At 74.7% G+C, this 17,170-nt stretch carries 14 protein-coding genes; 11 read left to right on the forward strand and 3 right to left on the reverse strand.

Annotated elements, in window-relative coordinates; genetic code table 11:
* The first annotated feature begins 120 nt into the window (after positions 1-120).
* The 6 genes from AC07FJ_RS11110 (at position 121) to AC07FJ_RS11135 (ending at position 8,000) form a co-directional block, all read left to right on the forward strand.
* Positions 121-2,319: a PBS lyase gene (locus AC07FJ_RS11110; RefSeq protein WP_479047652.1), complete on the forward strand. Its 2,199-nt coding sequence runs from the start codon at positions 121-123 to the stop codon at positions 2,317-2,319.
* An 81-nt stretch (positions 2,320-2,400) separates the two neighbouring features.
* Complete coding sequence (locus AC07FJ_RS11115) at positions 2,401-3,162, forward strand: hypothetical protein (RefSeq protein ID WP_479047654.1); 762 nt, start codon at positions 2,401-2,403, stop codon at positions 3,160-3,162.
* Entirely contained in the window at positions 3,159-4,469 is a 1,311-nt protein-coding gene (locus AC07FJ_RS11120) for an ATP-binding protein (protein ID WP_479047656.1), read from the forward strand. The genes AC07FJ_RS11115 and AC07FJ_RS11120 overlap by 4 nt, the downstream gene beginning before the upstream one ends.
* A 147-nt stretch (positions 4,470-4,616) precedes the next feature.
* Positions 4,617-6,017: an FtsW/RodA/SpoVE family cell cycle protein gene (locus tag AC07FJ_RS11125; RefSeq protein ID WP_479047658.1), complete on the forward strand. Its 1,401-nt coding sequence runs from the start codon at positions 4,617-4,619 to the stop codon at positions 6,015-6,017.
* The gene (locus tag AC07FJ_RS11130) at positions 6,014-7,519 is read left to right on the forward strand and encodes a penicillin-binding transpeptidase domain-containing protein (protein WP_479047659.1); all 1,506 of its coding nucleotides are present in this window, start codon (positions 6,014-6,016) and stop codon (positions 7,517-7,519) included. The genes AC07FJ_RS11125 and AC07FJ_RS11130 overlap by 4 nt, the downstream gene beginning before the upstream one ends.
* Positions 7,520-7,532: 13 nt before the next feature.
* A complete protein-coding gene (locus AC07FJ_RS11135; protein ID WP_479047661.1) occupies positions 7,533-8,000 on the forward strand; it encodes a DUF3291 domain-containing protein in 468 nt (155 codons plus the stop codon).
* A gap of 18 nt (positions 8,001-8,018) precedes the next feature.
* On the opposite strand, the gene AC07FJ_RS11140 is transcribed toward AC07FJ_RS11135, so the two are convergent.
* Both AC07FJ_RS11140 and AC07FJ_RS11145 read right to left on the reverse strand, forming a co-directional pair.
* Positions 8,019-8,846, reverse strand: a complete 828-nt coding sequence (locus AC07FJ_RS11140) for a hypothetical protein (protein ID WP_479047663.1) — start codon at positions 8,844-8,846, stop codon at positions 8,019-8,021.
* 97 nt (positions 8,847-8,943) lie between these two features.
* Positions 8,944-10,071 (reverse strand): ferritin-like domain-containing protein, encoded by a 1,128-nt coding sequence (locus AC07FJ_RS11145; protein WP_479047665.1) that lies wholly within the window; start codon positions 10,069-10,071, stop codon positions 8,944-8,946.
* A gap of 159 nt (positions 10,072-10,230) precedes the next feature.
* On the opposite strand from AC07FJ_RS11145, the gene AC07FJ_RS11150 reads away from it, so the two are divergent.
* From AC07FJ_RS11150 to AC07FJ_RS11170, 5 genes are all read left to right on the forward strand, one after another.
* The gene (locus tag AC07FJ_RS11150) at positions 10,231-11,166 is read left to right on the forward strand and encodes an AurF N-oxygenase family protein (protein ID WP_355366486.1); all 936 of its coding nucleotides are present in this window, start codon (positions 10,231-10,233) and stop codon (positions 11,164-11,166) included.
* A gap of 38 nt (positions 11,167-11,204) precedes the next feature.
* Positions 11,205-11,948 carry a TetR/AcrR family transcriptional regulator gene (locus AC07FJ_RS11155; protein ID WP_479047668.1) on the forward strand — a complete coding sequence of 248 codons (744 nt, stop codon included), beginning with the start codon at positions 11,205-11,207 and terminating at the stop codon, positions 11,946-11,948.
* A 10-nt stretch (positions 11,949-11,958) separates the two neighbouring features.
* Positions 11,959-12,270, forward strand: coding sequence for a hypothetical protein (locus AC07FJ_RS11160; protein ID WP_479047669.1), 312 nt, complete (start codon positions 11,959-11,961; stop codon positions 12,268-12,270).
* 100 nt (positions 12,271-12,370) lie between these two features.
* Entirely contained in the window at positions 12,371-14,650 is a 2,280-nt protein-coding gene (locus tag AC07FJ_RS11165) for an outer membrane protein assembly factor BamB family protein (RefSeq protein WP_479047671.1), read from the forward strand.
* 76 nt (positions 14,651-14,726) lie between these two features.
* Positions 14,727-15,944: a C40 family peptidase gene (locus AC07FJ_RS11170; protein ID WP_479047673.1), complete on the forward strand. Its 1,218-nt coding sequence runs from the start codon at positions 14,727-14,729 to the stop codon at positions 15,942-15,944.
* On the opposite strand, the gene AC07FJ_RS11175 is transcribed toward AC07FJ_RS11170, so the two are convergent.
* Positions 15,931-17,166, reverse strand: coding sequence for a styrene monooxygenase/indole monooxygenase family protein (locus tag AC07FJ_RS11175; RefSeq protein WP_479047674.1), 1,236 nt, complete (start codon positions 17,164-17,166; stop codon positions 15,931-15,933). The two genes, AC07FJ_RS11170 and AC07FJ_RS11175, sit on opposite strands and share 14 nt — an antisense overlap.
* Positions 17,167-17,170 lie beyond the last annotated feature (4 nt).

The following is a 17,170-nucleotide window of genomic DNA, read 5'->3' on the forward strand; positions in this document are numbered from 1 at the left end:
CGGCGCCGCGTGCCGCGCGTGTCGGAAGGGTGGCGATGCGTGTCCGATTGGCAGGTCATGGTTGCCGCCCGTGTGGTGCACTATTGCCCCCAAGTGCAGTGTTCACGGGGAGGGATGGGCATGTTCACGGGGATCGACGAGGTCGACTGGGCCTCGCTGGGTCATGCCTACGGACCCGCCGACGACGTGCCCGCGCTGCTGCGCGGGCTGGCCTCCGGCGACCCGGCCGAGCGCGAGGCCGCGCTGGACGGGATGTACGGAACGGTGCACCACCAGGGGGACGTGTACGACTCGACGCTGGCCTGCATCCCGTTCCTGCTGGAGCTGGTGGCCTCCCCGGAGGTGCAGGACCGCGGCTGCATCATCGAGTTGCTGACCAGCATCGGCGGCATCGACCTGGGCGGCGACGACGAGGTGGCCGCGCTGGACCCGGAGGACGAGGGGTTCGAGGACGCGGCCAACTACGCGATGGCGTCGGCGGCCATCGCCGCCGGGTCGGACGTGTTCCTCGGGCTGCTGGGCGACAAGGACCGCGAGGTGCGGCTCGCCGCGCCCGGCGCGCTGGCCTCGCTGCACGGCGACCCGGCCCGGGTGCTGGTGCTGCTGCGGGAGCGGCTGACCGTCGAGACCGACACGGAGGTGCGGCTCGCGCTGGTCGAGGCGGTGGGCCGGATCGCCCTGCGCTACGAGTCGCTGCGCGACGAGACCGCCGAGTGGCTCGCCTGGCTGACGGACGCCGCGCAGGACCCGGCGCTGCGGCTGGCGTCGCTGGCGCAGCTGGCGCGGTGCGCGCCCGCGCGGCTGCCGTCGGACGTGGTGGGGCGGGTGACGGGGCTGCTGGCGGCGCTGCGGCGGACACCGCGTACGGAGCCCGCCCTGGAGGTGAGGCCCGCGCTGGAGGTGTGGCCCGCCCTGGAGGTGGAGCCGGCCCGGGAGACCGAGCCGTTCGGCCGCGCCCTGTGGTCCCCGTTGCCGGCCGGGTACGCGTGGGAGGAGTACGACGAGCACGGGTCGGGGGCGGGGACGGGGGCGGGCTGCGGCACGGCGTGGGCGGACGACCTGCTGCGGACGCTGCACTGCGCCCTGGACGACCGGGTCGACGACCGCATCGGGCTCGTCACGTACCAGCTGCGCAGCCCCGACTGGGGGCAGCGGGCCGACGCCGTGTGGATGTGCGGGGGCCTGGTCCAGACGTGGCGGGGGGCGTACGACGAGGTGGTGCGGCTCGTCGGGGCGCAGCTGACCGACCCCGAGCCGCGGCTGCGGACCGCGGCGGCGGCCTGGCTGGAGGGCCTGTTCGAGCTGGCGCGCCCGGCCGCCGACGCGCTGGCGGCGCGGGTGGCTGCGGATCCGGCGCCCTGGGAGCCGGAGCGGGTGGGCGGCCCGGCGTGGCTGGGCAGCGCGCTCCTCGCGCTCACGCGCGCGGGCGACGCCCGGGCGGTGCCCGCGCTGGCCTGCGCCCTGGACGAGCCCGAGCTCAACGTGCACCTGATGTACGCGGTGCCGCACCTGGGGGAGGCGGCCGCGCCGCTCGCGCCCGCGCTTCGGCGGCGGCTGGCCGGGCTGCCGCTGGACGACCGGCTGAGCGAGCAGGCGGGGCCGCTGCTGCTGGCGCTGGCGCACCTGCGGGCGGTGGAGGCGCTGCCGGAGGTGGTGCGGGTGCTGCGCGGGGCGCCCGCCTTCCGCCGCGAGTGGGTGGTGGAGTCGGCGCTGCGCGCGGTGGCGGCGTTCGGGCCGGCGGCCCGTGAGGTGGCCGGGGACCTGCGGGCGCTGCTGGGCGGCGGCTCGGCGGGGCTGGTGAGCATGGCGGCCCGGGCCCTGTGGGCGGTGGACGGTGACGCCGGGCCCGTACTGCCGAGACTCAGAGCCCTGCTGCGGGCGCCGGACGCGCACGAGCGGCGGGAGGCGGCGTGGGCGGTGGGCGCGATCGGCGGGGCGGCCCGCTCGGCGGCGCCGGAGCTGCGCGCCTGCCTGACGGCACCGGACCTGTGGCTGCGGGTGGACGCGGCGGTGGCGCTGTGCCGGGTGACCGGGGACGTACAGGAGGCGCTGCCGGTGCTGGTGGCGGCCTGGCGGGAGAACCGTTACACGCGGGTGGAGATCGCCGAGTGCCTCGCCGAGCTGGGGCCCGTCGCGGCCCAGCCGGCCGCGCCGCTGCTGCGCAGCGAGCTGGCCCGGCAGCGCAGGCACAACGTCTCGGAGGGCAGCTCCGGCGACCACGACATCCACCATGACGAGAAGCTGCTGGCGCTGTGCCGCCGGGGGCTGGGGCACCGGCCGGCCGCCGCCGGTCGGCAAAAAGGGCTTCCCCCCGAATAAGGTTGACGGGACGAACGAGGTCGACGAGACCGCCCCCGGCCGAGAGGCCGCCCGGCCGAGAGCAGGAGCACCAGGACCACCGTGAGCCGCCCGCACCGCCGCGCCGCGTACGCGGCGTTCCTGCTGCCCGCCGCCGCTTCGCTCGGCGCGCTGCTGCTGGCGGGCTGCGACGACCCGGGCGCCCTGGAGAGCGCGGGCCCCACGCCGACGGCGGTCGGGCCGGTACGCCTCTGGCCCGACCTGCCGCCGGTGACGGCACCGCCGATCGACTACGGCGAGAGCGACGCCGAGCGCGTCCCCGGCATCCGCGTCCCGGACGGCGATGTGCGCAAGGCGGACCCGGTGGCGGTGGTCCGCGCGGAGGTGGCCGCCCACCCGGACCAGTACAGCGGCCCGGACGGCATGTACGAGGAGACGGCACGGGCCGTCGAGCGGTGCGGCAGCGCGCCCAGGGCGTGCCCGGTGCTCACGCCGTACTACCGGGACCTGACCGGTGACGGCAGGGAGGAGCTGATCGTCGGCATCCGGATGCCGGACCAGCAGCTGGGGCTGCGCGTCTACCTGCCCGAGCGGGGCGGGCTCACGCGGATCATGTCGACGGTGGAGCAGATCGTGAGCGTGGAGCTCGCGGGCAAGGACCTGGTGACGCGCGTGGTCTCGGCGGGCATCCCCGGCTACGAGTACCGCACGGCGTGGACGTGGGACGGGCAGCAGCGGACGATGCTGCCGACGCGCGACGAGATCATCCGCGTCAAGCCGTCCGCGCCGCGCCCGGACACGGCGGCCCCGCGCCCGTCGGAGCCGCCGACCCCCGCGCCCGTGCCCTCCGGGGAGACCCCGTGAGCGCGGAGCGCAGCCGCCGGACCGGAAGGGCCCCGCGCCGGCCCCGCCGGCCCCGGCTCCCCGCCTGGACCGCGACGCTGACCTGGAAGGCCGCCGTCTTCATCGCCGTCATGTGCTGCGCCCTGGCGGCGCTCCTCGGCGCCCTCGTCCACGTCTCCGTGAGCCGCCAGACCGTCGAGACGGCCCGCGAGAAGGCCCTGGACCGGCTGGAGGAGGTCACCGACGCGTACGAGGCGGGCGAGCCGCTCCCCCGGTTCGCGGGCGTGGACCCGCCCGGCCTGCCGCCGTCCCTGCGCGACCTCGCCACCGGCGGCCGCCGCGGCACGGTGGTGGCGGACTTCGAGAACCGGCCCACCATGTGGGCGGCCGGGCCCGCCGACGGCCGGGCGCTCGCCGTACGCGTGGACTACTCGCTGAGCGCGCGCACCATCAGCGGCCTGGACCAGGCGATCGTCGGCTCCTCGGTGCTGGCGATCGGCGCGACGCTGCTGGTGGGCGCGTTCGCGGTCACCCGGGTCACGCGGCGCCTGCACCTCACGGCGCAGGTGGCGCGGCGGATCAGCGCGGGAGACCTGGACGCGCGCGTCCACGATCCCCGTACGAAGGACCCGTCGCGCCCCCAGGACGAGGTCGCGACCGTCTCGGTGGCGCTGGACACGATGGCGTCGAGCCTCCAGGACAAGCTGCTGAGCGAGCAGCGCTTCACGGCGGACGTGGCGCACGAGCTGCGCACGCCGCTGACGGGCCTGTCGGCGGCGGCCGAGCTGCTGCCGCCGGGCCGCCCGGCGGAGCTCGTGCGGGACAGGGTGCGGGCGATGCGCGCGCTGACCGAGGACCTGCTGGAGATCTCGCGGCTGGACGCCCGCACCGAGCAGGTCGACCTCGACGTCCACGACCTGGGCCCCCTCGCCGAGCGCGCGGCCCGCGCGGCGGGCGGCGAGACGCGCGTACACGTGGTCCGCGACGCGCGCGTGGAGACCGACAAGCGGCGCCTGGAGCGCGTGCTGGGCAACCTCGTCGCCAACGCCCACAAGCACGGCCGCCCGCCCGTCACCCTCACCGTGGACGGGCCGGTGGTGACCGTCCGGGACCACGGGCCCGGTTATCCGCCCTACCTCCTGGAGCACGGTCCGCAGCGCTTCCGCACGGAGAGCGGCACCAAGGGCCACGGCCTCGGCCTGACGATCGCGGCGGGCCAAGCGGCCGTCATCGGCGCGGAGCTGACGTTCGCCAACGCCCCCGACGGCGGCGCCGAGGCCCGCCTGACCCTCCCGGAGTACGTCGACCTCACGGACGACACCGCCTGAGTCGACATGGCGGGAAGCAACACGGCAGGAAGCGACACGGCGACAGGCGACACGGCGGGAAGCAACAGGGCGGGAGGCGACACCGCCCGAGGGCACAAAATGTGACATAACGCCAAATTCCACCCACCTCTTGCTACGTTGCGGAGCATGACCGCACCGAGTGCCCCGCCCCCGAGCAAGCGCCGCGGCGTGGAACTGTCGCTGCTCGTCGCGGCCACGCTCATCGCCGTGTACGGCTACGCCGCCGTCGGCCTCGCCCGCCACGGCGCCGTGCCCCCGGACACCGCCACCTACGGCGCCGGGCTCGGCCTCCTCGCGCTGCTCGCGCACCTCGCGGTCCGCCTCCGCGCGCCGTACGCCGACCCGCTGCTCCTGCCCATCGCGGTCCTGCTCAACGGCCTCGGCCTGGTCCTGATCTACCGCCTCGACCTGGAGACCCCGGGCGACCACGCCGCGCCCACCCAGCTCGTCTGGTCTACCCTCGGCGTCGGGCTGTTCATCGTCGCCGTCGTCTTCCTGCGCGACCACCGGCTGCTCCAGCGGTACGCGTACGTCTCGGTCGCCGCCGCGCTGGTGCTGCTCTCCGTGCCGATCTTCTTCCCGGCCGTCAACGGCGCCAAGATCTGGATCCGGATCGGCGGCCTGTCCTTCCAGCCGGGCGAGTTCGCCAAGATCCTGCTCGCCGTCTTCTTCGCCGCCTACCTCGCCGTCAACCACGAGGTACTGGGCCGGGTCCGGGGCCTCCGGCTGCCCGCCGGGCGCGTCCTCGGCCCGGTCGTGGCCATCTGGGTGGTGAGCGTCGGGGTGCTGATCCTGGAGCGGGACCTCGGCACCTCGCTCCTCTTCTTCGGCCTCTTCGTGATCATGCTGTACGTGGCGACCGGCCGCACCGGCTGGATCGCGGTCGGGGTCCTGCTCGCCGGGGCCGGCGCCTTCGTCGTCGGCAGCCTGGAGCCGCATGTCAACGGGCGCGTCGAGGACTGGCTGGACCCCTTCGCCTCCATCGAGGCGGGGCAGGGCCCGGGGCAGCTCGCCCAGTCGCTGTTCGCGTTCGCCGCCGGCGGGGTGCTCGGCACGGGACTGGGCCTCGGCGAGTCGACCCTCATCGGCTTCGCCGCCAAGTCCGACTTCATCCTCGCCACCGTCGGCGAGGAGCTGGGCCTCGCGGGCCTCACCGCGCTGTTCATGCTGTACGCGCTCCTCGTCGCACGCGGCTACCGCACCGGCCTCGAACTGCGCGACCCCTTCGGCCGGCTCCTCGCGACCGGGCTCGCCTCCATCGTGGCGCTCCAGGTCTTCGTCATCGCGGGCGGCGTGATGGGGCTCATCCCGCTCACCGGGATGGCGATGCCGTTCCTCGCCCAGGGCGGCTCGTCGGTCGTCACCAACTGGATCATCGTGGCGCTGCTGATCCGGGTCAGCGACTCGGCGCGCGCCCCCGCCGAGCCGGCCCCGGAGCCCGCCCCCGTACCCGCGCGGGGCCCTGGGGACAGGGCCCTGACGTCCGCCACCCGCACCGCCCCGACCGCCCCGAAGGACGCCCGGTGATCCGCTACATCCGCCGCGCCGCCGCGCTGAGCTTCGTCCTGCTCGTCGCGCTCCTCCTCAACGCCGCGCGCGTCCAGATCGTCCAGGCGCCCTCGCTCGACAAGAACCCCGCCAACCGCCGCCCCACGATGGCCCGGTACGCCCAGCCGCGCGGCGACATCGTCGTCGGCGGCCAGGCCGTCACCGGCTCCCGCGACACCCGCCAGCCACTGCGCTACGAGCGCACCTACCGCGACGGCCCGCTCTACGCGCCCGTCACCGGCTACGCCTCGCAGACGTACGGCACCACGCTCCTGGAGAACGCCGAGGACGCCGTCCTGTCCGGTACGAGCCCGCTGCTGGCGCCCTTCCCCTTCTGGAACGACCTCAGCCGCACCCGCCGCCCCGGCGGCCAGGTCGTCACCACCGTCGACCCGGTGCTCCAGCGGGCCGCGTACGAGGGGCTGGACGGCCGGCGCGGCGCGGTCGTGGCCCTCGAACCGTCGAGCGGCCGGGTCCTGGCGCTGGTGACGAGCCCTTCGTACGACCCCGGGCTGCTCTCCGGCACGGGGGAGGCGGTGACCGCCGCGTGGACGCGGCTGAACGCGGCGCCGGGGCGGCCGATGCTCAACCGGGCGCTCCGGCAGACGTACCCGCCGGGCTCCACCTTCAAGATCGTGACGGCGGCGGCCGCGCTGGACGCCGGGATCGTCACGGACGTCGACGCGCCGACGGGCGCCCCGGACCCGTACCTGCTGCCCCACACCCGCACGCCGCTCCCGAACGAGGCGAAGGGCTGCGCCGACGCCTCGCTCGCGTACGCCATCCGCTGGTCGTGCAACACCGTCATGGCGCACCTCGGGGTGAAGGTGGGGCTGGCCGGGATGCTGGACGCGGTGGCGCGCTTCGGCTTCAACGACGACGCGCTGCGCATCCCCTCGCGGGTGGCCCGCTCCAACTTCGACAGCGACATGACGGCGGACCAGCTCGCGCTCTCGGCCATCGGCCAGTACAACACGACGGCCACCCCGCTGCAGATGGCGATGGTCGCGGCGGCCGTCGCCAACGGCGGCGACCTCACCCACCCGTACCTCGTGGACCGCACCACCACCTCGGGCGGCCGGACCGTCGCCCAGACCGTACGCCGCTCCTACCGGCAGGCGATGCGGCCGGTGACGGCGATGCGGCTGCGGCAGCTGATGCTGGACGTGGTGGAGCACGGCTCGGGCGGCAAGGCGGCCATCGAGGGCGCCCGCGTCGGCGGCAAGACCGGCACCGCCCAGCACGGCGTGGGCAACACGGGCACGCCGTACGCCTGGTTCATCGGCTGGGCGGAGGCGCCGAACGCGGGCCGTCCGGCGGTGGCGGTGGCGGTGGTCGTGGAGGACGCCAGCGCCAACCGCGAGGACATCAGCGGCAGCGGCAGCGCGGCGCCGATCGCCCGCACGGTGATGGAGGCGGCGCTGGGCGCGAGTGATCGTCTCGCTCCGCGGAACGACCCCGGGCGGCCGTCCCGGCCGTGATTATCGTGCGCCCATGTCGACTGAACCCGCTTACGAACTCGCCCAGGTGAACATCTCCCGCCTCAAGTCTCCGCTCGACTCCCCCGAGTTGAAGGACTTCGTCGACGCGCTCGACCCGGTGAACGCGGTGGCCGACGCGGCGGACGGCTTCGTGTGGCGGCTGCAGAGCGAGGGCGGCAACGCCACGGACGTGCCGGTCTTCGGGGACGAGTGGCTGATCGTCAACCTGTCGGTGTGGCGGGACGTCGACGCCCTGACCGCCTTCATGTACGCGGGGCTGCACCGAGAGCTGCTCGGCCGCCGCAACGAGTGGTTCGAGCGGATCAAGGAGGCGATGACCGCGCTGTGGTGGGTGGAGGCGGGCCACCGCCCCACGGTCGAGGAGGCCGAGAAGCGCCTCGTCCACCTCCGGGAGCACGGCCCGACACCGCAGGCCTTCACCCTGCGCACCACCTTCCCGCCGGGAGCGGACCTGGGCTGACGGTCGAGCCGCCCGGGCTCAGCCCAGCGGCTTGCGGAGCTCCGCGCGCACCTTCGCGGTCGTCTCGGCGAGCGCGGCCAGGTCGACGTCCTCCGGTTGCTGCTCCGCGATCTCCGGCGTGACCAGGGCGACGAAGGAGGCGGTGTTGCCGTCGCCCCAGGCGCACATCGGCAGGGTGCTCGTCGTCCCCATGTCCGTGGAGCGCGTCACCTGGCAGCTGATGGTCACGTCCGCGCCGGACGGCTTGAAGTCCTTCGGCCGCACGGCGAGGGTGGTGCCCTGCCCGGTCGCGCCGCCCTCCAGGATCTGGCGCCGCGTCAGGTCCGGGGACCTGAGCTGCCCGTAGAACCCGGAGACCACCAGCGCGCTGCCCGGCTCGCCGGTGTAGGTGGCGACGACGGACTTGGTGACCCGCACGCTGGGGTCCTTCGCGTCCTCCGCCTCGACGTCCTTGCCGTCCTTCTCGGAGGTGTCGCTGGTCAGTTTGTACGTGCCGTCCAGCACGGTGACGGGGGCCGTCAGCTTGTACTCGGCGGCCGGGAAGGTGCCACCGGCCTCGGAGACGGCCTTGACGGCCTGCGTGCCGAGCCAGGCCAGCAGGCCCAGCACGGCGACGGACCCGGCGACGATCCCGATGACGAGCCCGGTCCGCTTCTTCCGCGGCGCGGGCGGCGGCGCCCCGTACGGGCCCGGCGCCTGGCCGTAGGGCCCGGGGCCGTACGCGCCGGGCTGCGGCGGATACGGCTGCGGCTGCGCCTGCGGGTGGGCCTGCGGCGGATACGGCTGGGGCGGCCCGTACGGGCCCGGACCGGGCGGCTGCTGGTGCGGCGGAGGCGGCATGCTCATGCCCGCAGGCTACGACACGGGTACGACAGCGGGCCGCGCCCTCGCCCGCGCCCACGGCTCGGGCCGCGCCCTCCCTGGCCGCGCCCACGGCCACGGCTCAGGCCGCGCCCGCGCTCTCGCCCTCGGCCTCGCCCTGGGCGATCGCTTCGGCCACCTCGGCCACGCGCTCCGCCTCCTCCGCCGCGAAGCGCTCGCGGTCGAGCCGTTCGGCGATCTCCTCGTCCTGCGTCATCAGCAGGTCCAGGTTCGAGTCGCCGAGGTCGAAGACGCCCAGGTCGAGGTACGCCCTCTGGAGCCGCTCGCCCCACAGGCCGATGTCCTTGACGCAGGGCACGATCCGGCTGAAGAGCAGCTTGCGGAAGAGGCGCAGCGTCCCGGACTCCTCCGCGACCTGCGCCGCCTCCTTCTTCGAGACGCCGAAGTTCTCCAGCACCTCCACCCCGCGCAGCCGGTCGCGCATCAGGTAGCAGCCCTCGATGACGAACTCCTCGCGCTCGCGCAGTTCGGCGTCGGACAGCTGCTTGTAGTAGTCGCGCAGCGCCATGCGCCCGAAGGCCACGTGCCGGGCCTCGTCCTGCATCACGTACGCGAGGATCTGCTTGGGCAGCGGCTTGTTCGTCGTGTCGCGGATCATGCCGAAGGCGGCGAGCGCCAGACCCTCGATGAGCACCTGCATGCCGAGATAGGGCATGTCCCAGCGGGAGTCGCGCAGGGTGTCGTTCAGCAGGCCCTGCAGGTTGTCGTTGACGGGATAGAGCATCCCGATCTTCTCGTGCAGGAAGCGGCCGTAGATCTCGGCGTGCCGCGCCTCGTCCATCGTCTGCGTGGCGGAGAAGAACTTCGCGTCCATGTCGGGGACGGACTCCACGATCCGGGCGGCGCAGATCATCGCGCCCTGCTCACCGTGGAGGAACTGGCTGAACTGCCAGGAGGCGTAGTGCCTGCGCAGCTCGGACCGGTCCCTTTCGGTCATCTTGGACCAGTGGGGCGTGTGGTAGAGGGCGAGCGCCTCGTCCGGTGTGCCGAGGGGGTCGTACGGGTCGACCTCCAGGTCCCAGTCGATGCGCAGGGCGCCGTCCCACTGCTTGTCCTTGCCCTTCTGGTAGAGGGCGAGGAGACGGTCACGACCCTCGTCGTATTCCCAGCTGAAGCGCGCGGCACCGGAGGCCGGCACCTCCCATATGCGCTCCCCCGGGGTCCCGGTGTAGAGGTCGTGCGTCGACACGGACGGCTCCTTCCTGTGCACAAGCGGTGGTTGGCAGGCTCACACGGTGGTAGACGCCGGGTCAACAAGTTCTCGCACAGGGGATTGACGGCCTTGCTGACACGCAGTCTTATAAGGGATGACCCCCAGTAACCCCAACTGCGTGAGGTGCCGTCCACCATGACCACCGTGACCGAACGCGACATACGACTCCTTCGCGACGCGCTCGGCCCGCTCCGGGACCGCGAGCAGGTCGCCGAGCGCCTGCTCGAATCCTCCGCCAAGCACTCCTTCGACCCCGACAAGGAGCTCGACTGGGACGCCCCCCTCGAAGAGGGCAAGTGGTTCTGGCCGCCGGAGCTCGTCTCCCTCTACGACACCCCGCTGTGGCGGAAGATGTCCGAGGAACAGCGCATGGACCTGGCCCGCCACGAGGCCGCCTCGCTCGCCTCCCTCGGCATCTGGTTCGAGATCATCCTGATGCAGCTGCTGGTGCGGCACATCTACGACAAGTCCGTCACCAGCAACCACGTCCGGTACGCGCTCACCGAGATAGCGGACGAGTGCCGCCACTCGATGATGTTCGCCCGCATGATCCAGAAGGGCGGGGCGCCGACGTACCCCGTGCCCCGGCTCTACCACAACCTCGCGCGCGTCCTGAAGACCGTCTCCACCACCCCCGGTTCGTTCGCGGCGACGCTGCTCGGCGAGGAGATCCTCGACTGGATGCAGCGCCTGACCTTCCCCGACGAGCGCGTCCAGACGCTGGTGCGCGGCGTCACCCGCATCCACGTCGTCGAGGAGGCGCGCCATGTGCGGTACGCCCGCGAGGAGCTGCGCCGCCAGATGGTGACGGCGCCGCGCTGGGAGCAGGAGTTCACCCGGCTCAGCTGCGGCGAGGCGGCCCGCGTCTTCTCCGTCTGCTTCGTCAACCCGCAGGTGTACGAGAACGTCGGCCTGGACCGCCGCGAGGCCGTCGCCCAGGTCCGGGCCAGCGGCCACCGCCGGGAGGTCATGCAGTCCGGCGCCAAGCGGCTGACGGACTTCCTCGACGACATCGGCGTGCTGCGCGGCCCCGGCCGCAGGCTCTGGAAGAGCTCGGGACTCCTCGCCTGAGCGGGGGTGCAACGGGCGTACGGGGCTACGCTGCGGGCATGACGAGTGCCGCCACGCCCGCGTCCAGTGCCGCCACGCCCGCCTACCGACGCCTCAGCGTCGGGGAGCGCCGCAGCCAGCTCCTCGGCGTCGCCCTCTCGCTCTTCGCGCACCGGGCGCCCGAGGACGTGTCGCTGGACGACGTCGCCGAGGCCGCCGGGGTCTCGCGCCCGCTCGTGTACCGCTACTTCCCCGGCGGCAAGCAGGAGTTGTACGAGGCGGCCCTGCGGTCGGCCGCCGACGAGTTGGAGCTGTGCTTCGCGGAACCGGCCGTGGGCCCGCCGACCGAGCGGCTCGCGCGCGTCCTCGACCGGTACCTCGCCTTCGTCGACGGGCACGACGCCGGGTTCAGCGCCCTGCTCCAGGGCGGCAGCGTCGCGGAGACGTCCCGGACGACGGCGATCGTGGACGAGGTGCGGCGCGCCGCCGCCGAGCAGATCCTGTTCCACCTCGGCGTACCGGAGCCCGGGCCCAGGCTGCGGATGATGGTGCGCACCTGGATAGCGGCGGTCGAGGCGGCGTCGCTCATCTGGCTGGACGAGGGCAAGCAGCCGCCCGCCGCCGAGCTGCGCGCCTGGCTGGTCGACCAGCTGGTCGCGCTGCTGACGGTGACGGCGGCGACGGACGAGGGGACGGCGCGCGCGGTGGCCGCGCTGCTGGCGCGCGAGACGGCGGACGGACCGGTGGCCACGCTGGCGCGCCGCGTGCTCCCCGTGGTGGGCGGGGCCGCGCACCTGCTGTGACACTGGGGGCGTGCGAAGCGAGAACACCCCCTTCTACGGCGGCCCGCTGGACGGCCGGGTCCTGCCGGTGCTGACCGGCCTCACCGGCCATCCGCCCAAGTGGTACGTGGTCCCCGTCCCCGCCGACGACGGCGGCCCGGCGACGGTCCACGCCTACCGCCGCGTACCGGCCGGGTACACCAGGCGGCTGGGGCTGCAGCGGGGGTGGAAGTACGAGTACGCGCCCGGGGGCCGGGAGCGGCGCGAGCTGAAGTGGCCGTGGTCCAAGCCGTCCCCGAAGCCCTCCCCGAACCCCTCCCACCGGGAGGACGACCACCCGTAGGAAGCCCTGCGCGGTGCCGCCGTTCTGGCGTACGCTCGCTGATCGTCGGGGCGTCCGGGCAACCGCCCGGGGGTGCGAGGGCGTTGGGGCGGAGGGACACGTGGAGCCGCTGCGCGACGAGGATCCGCGGGAGGTCGGGCCGTACACGGTGCTGGCCGGAGCCGGCGAGTCCGCCACCACCCGGCGGTACCTTGCCCGGGACGCCGCGGGGCGCACCGCGACGCTGCACGTGCCGCACGCCCGGCTCGTGGGTTCCGCCGCCTTCCGCAAGCGGTTCCGCGCCGAGGCCGAGCCGGCCGGGCGGCTCACCGGTGGCTGGACCGTGCCCGTCCTGGACGTCGGCCCCGACCCGGACGATCCCTGGCTGGCCACCGCGTACGTCCCCGGGGTGCCGCTGGGCACCGCCGTCGGCGCGCACGGACCGCTGCCCGAGCTGACCGTGCGCTGCCTGGGCGCGGCGCTCGCCGAGACGCTCGCCGTGCTGCACACCGCCTTGGGCGGCGCCCACCGCGGGCTCGCCCCGCACACGGTGCTGCTCACGGCGGACGGCCCGCGGCTGAGCGGCTTCGGGCCGCTCGCCGCCGCGTCCGCCGCCATGATCGGGGACGGCGGGCGGCCCGCGCTGACGCTCGACTTCCTGACGCCGGAACAGGTCGGCGGCGCCGCGCCCGGCCCGGCGTCCGACATCTTCGTGCTCGGCATGCTGCTGGTGTACGCGGCGACCGGGCGCGGTCCCTTCCCGGACGGCGGCGACCCGGCGCGCGGTGTCGCCGACGCGCCGCCCGACCTCGGGGCCGTACCGCCCCGTCTCCGCCCGCTGCTGGCGCGCTGCCTGGAGAAGGACCCGGCGTTGCGGCCCACGGCCGAGGTGGTCGCGGCCGGGTTCGCGCCGGGCGGCGCGGCGGCGCTGCTGCGGGAGGACGGCGGCTGGCTGCCGGCCGCGCTGGTGGAGCGGGTCACGGCGGAGGCGGCCGAGGTGGTGGCGCTGGCCGGCCTGGACGAGCCGGGCGGGCCGGACGGGGGCGCGGGTACGCGGCTGTCCGCCGTGCCGCCCGTGCCGCCTCCTCGCCCGGCGCACCCGCCCGCGGTGGCCGGCCGGACGGATTCGGCGGCCCGCCCCGCGACCGGCCCGGTGTCACGCAGGCAGGTGCTGGCCGTCGCGCTCGCCGGGGCGGCGGGGCTCGCGGCCGGGGCGATGGGCGCCTGGGCCCTGAGCGGTGGCGACGAGCCCGCCGCCGCCGCCGCGCCGCCGAAGCCGCGCCCGAAGCGGGTCCCCGGGACCTCGCCCGCCGCCCTGTGGCACTACCGCGTCGGCGCGTCCGGCCGCGGCGGCATCTCCGCCGACCCGGTCGTCTGGCAGGACAGGATCCTGCTCCTGCCGGTGGCGGGAGCCGTCATCGGGCTCGACCTGCGGACCGGGCGACCGGCGTGGGAGCAGCCGCTCGCCGTGCTCTCCCCGCGCCCCGTCCTCATCGAGGGCGGACTCGCCGTCTTCCCCACCCAGCGGGGGCTGGCCCACGTGGCCGTGGCCGACGGCACCGTCCGCTCCACGGACCCGGCGTACGCCGTCACCACACCCGCCCGCGTCCTGGAGGCCGGCGCGCTCCTGGGCACGGACGGCACCCGGATCTGGATGACCGCCACCGTGAGCAAGGCCCGCGCCCGCAAGTACAACGGCCCCTTCCTGATCTGCTACGACGCCGTCGCGCGCCGCGAGGTGTGGCGCGTGGCGCTGCCCCCGGGCTATCCGGGCGACGACCGCGCCGCGGGGGTGACGGGCGCGGTGCAGCCGGGCCAGGTCCTCGTGCGCCGCGAGCAGCCCGGCCGGCTGCCGCGCAGGGGCCCCGCGGAGTTCGCGGCCTTCCACCGCGACACCGGAAAGCCGCTGTGGCGCCGGCCGCTGGGCCGCGTGACGGCGTCCCGGCAGGCGTGGGCCGAGGCCGACGGGCGGGTCTACGCGAACGCGGACGGGCTGCGGGCGTACGACGCCACGGCCGGCAAGGAGCTGTGGGTCGCGGCGGAGGCGAGCGCCGTCGCCGCCGTGCTGCCGCGTGGCGACACCGTGTACGCGTCCGGCGGTTCGTACGTCCACGCCCTCGACGCGCGGACCGGCACCACGCGCTGGCGATCGAAGGCCGTGCGCGAGGTGACCGCCGGGGGCCCGGGGGGCGGCGCCTCGCTCTTCGCCGACCCGGCCGGGCGCACCCTGCTGACCGGGGACAGGCAGTCCGTCACGGCGCTCGCCGCGGACGACGGCGAGGTGCTGTGGAAGTTCGCGGGTGTCAGCGAGCAGTTCGGGTCGGCGTGGGCGGGGGCCGCCCTGCGGGAGCGGACGGTGGTCTGGCAGGGCCGGGACGTCTACGCGCTGCCTGTCGGGTGAACACGATGCCCCGGAACGCCCAGTAATCAGTTATTCGCACCATTGCCGCCGCAGGATGGGCGGCGGAGGTGACGACGTGTCAGGACGATTGCTGCGGAGCGTCTGTACGGCGGCGGTGGCGGCGGCGGTGCTGATCGCCGCCGGCGCCCCACCGGTCGCGGCCGAGCCCGTACCCGACGAGCCGACGACCGCCGGGTCGACGGCCGAGGAGCCGACGGCCGAGGAGCCGACGACCGGCGAGCCGACGACCGCCGGATCGACGGCCGGCGAACCGGGGGTGGCCGAACTCCTCGCCCGCCTGCGCACCCTGTACCAGCGGGCGGAGGAGGCGACCGAGGCGTACAACGCCGGCGAGGAGGCGCTCGCGGCGCACACCGCCGAGACCCGGCGGCTGACCGGTGACCTGGACAAGGCCCGCGAGGAGCTGGCGCGCGGCCGGGCGGACGCGGGACGGCTGGCGCGGGCGCAGTACCAGGGGCGTACGGACTTCTCCGCCTCCCTGCGGCTGCTGCTCGCCCGCGACCCGGACCACGCGCTCGACCAGGCCCACGTGATGCGGCGGGCCGCGCGTGAGCAGGCCGCGACGGTCGCGCGCCTGGAGCGCGGCGAGCGGCGGGCCGACGCGCTGGCGGCGGAGTCGCGCCGCGCGCTGGACCGCGAACGGGCCCTCGCCGAGCGGCTGCGCGAGGCCCGCGACGAGGCCGTGGCGCGGCTGAAGGAGGTCGAGGAGCTGCTCGCCTCCCTCACCGAGGAGCAACTGGCGGAGGTGACGGCCCTGGAGAACGCCCAGACCGCCGACGCCCAGGAGGAGCTGCTCGCGGCGGGCGCGCCGGACGCCGCCCTGACCCCGTCGGAGGAGGGCGACGAGGCGCTGGAGTTCGCGGCCGGACAGATCGGCAAGCCGTACGAGTGGGGCGCGGAGGGTCCGGACTCCTTCGACTGCTCGGGCCTCACCTCACGCGCCTGGGCGACGGCGGGCCGCCCGATCCCGCGCACCAGCCAGGAGCAGTGGCGCACCCTCCCGAAGGTCCCGCTGCGCGCGCTGCGCCCCGGCGACCTGGTGATCTACTTCCCGAAGGCCACGCACGTGGCGATCTACCTCGGCGACGGCAAGGTGATCCAGGCCCCGCGCCCCGGCGCCCGCGTCAAGGTCTCCCCGCTCGCCGCGAACCCCCTGCTGGGCGCGGTCCGCCCGGACCCGGACGCCCGCCCCCTGCGCGCGTACACCCCGCCGAGCCTGCCGACGGACGCGTCGACGGGCTCGGACGAGGGCTACGACGCTACGACCCGCTGACCGAGGCGAGGTACGCCGCGGTCTTCTCCGGCTCGTAGAAGAAGTTCTCGAAGTCGGCCGGGTCGTTGAAGCCGTTGGCGAAGCGGTCCGCCACCGGCGGGAGCTGCCCGGCCGCGCCGATCAGGTTCAGCACGTGCTCCGGCGGGACGCCCAGCATGGCGTTGGTCCACTTGGTGACGTGCTGCGCCGTCTCCCAGTAGCGGTCGAACGTCTGCTGCATCCAGGCCTCGTCGAACGGCCGGTCGCCGTGCGACACGATCGAGTCGAGGTACGACGCCGCGCACTTGGACGCCGAGTTGGAACCCTGGCCGGTGATCGGGTCGTTGGCGACGACGACGTCCGCGACGCCGAGCACCAGGCCGCCGCCGGGCAGCCGGCCGATCGGCTTGCGGACGGTCGGGGCGTAGCGGCCGGACAGCGTGCCGCCGGCGTCGGTCAGCTCGACGTTCGTCGCCCGCGCGTACTCCCAGGGCAGGAACTTCTCCATCAGCTCCAGCGTGAGCGCGAGGTGCTCGCCGGGGTCCTTGACGCCCTGGAAGACGTCGAGCGGTCCGCCCGGGATGCCCTCCCAGAAGAGGATGTCGGCCCGGCCGGTCGTGGTGAGGGTCGGCATGATGAACATCTCGCCGACGCCCGGCACCAGGTTGCACCGCACGGCCTCGAACTCCGGGTGCTCCGGGCGCGGGCCGAGCCCGTGCACGTACGCGACCGCCAGCGCGCGCTGCGGCTCGGCGTACGGGGAGCGGGCGGCGTCGCGCTCGAACATCGACACGAGCTCGCCCTTGCCGGCCGAGACCAGCACCAGGTCGTACGTGCGCGCGAAGTAGTCCAGGTCGGAGACGGCCGCGCCGTGGATCACCAGCTGGCCGCCGCGCTGGACGAAGGTCTCCATCCAGCCGGCCATCTTCACCCGCTGGTCGACGGACTGCGCGTACCCGTCGAGCTTCCCGACCCAGTCGATCACCCTCTGGGACTCCGGCCCCGCGACGGAGACGCCGAGGCCCTCGATCTTCGGGGCCTGCGTCTCCCAGAAGTTGATGCCGAGGTCCCGCTCGTGCTGGAGCGCCGTGTGGAACATGCACTGCGTCGACATGACCCGGCCGGCCCGGATCTCGTCCGCCGTGCGGTTGGACATCAGGGTGACCTCGTACCCCTGCGACTGGAGTCCGAGGGCCAGCTGGAGACCGGACTGACCGGCTCCGACGATGAGTATCTTCCGCATCGGG

Source organism: Streptomyces sp. NPDC045998, from assembly GCF_056430285.1.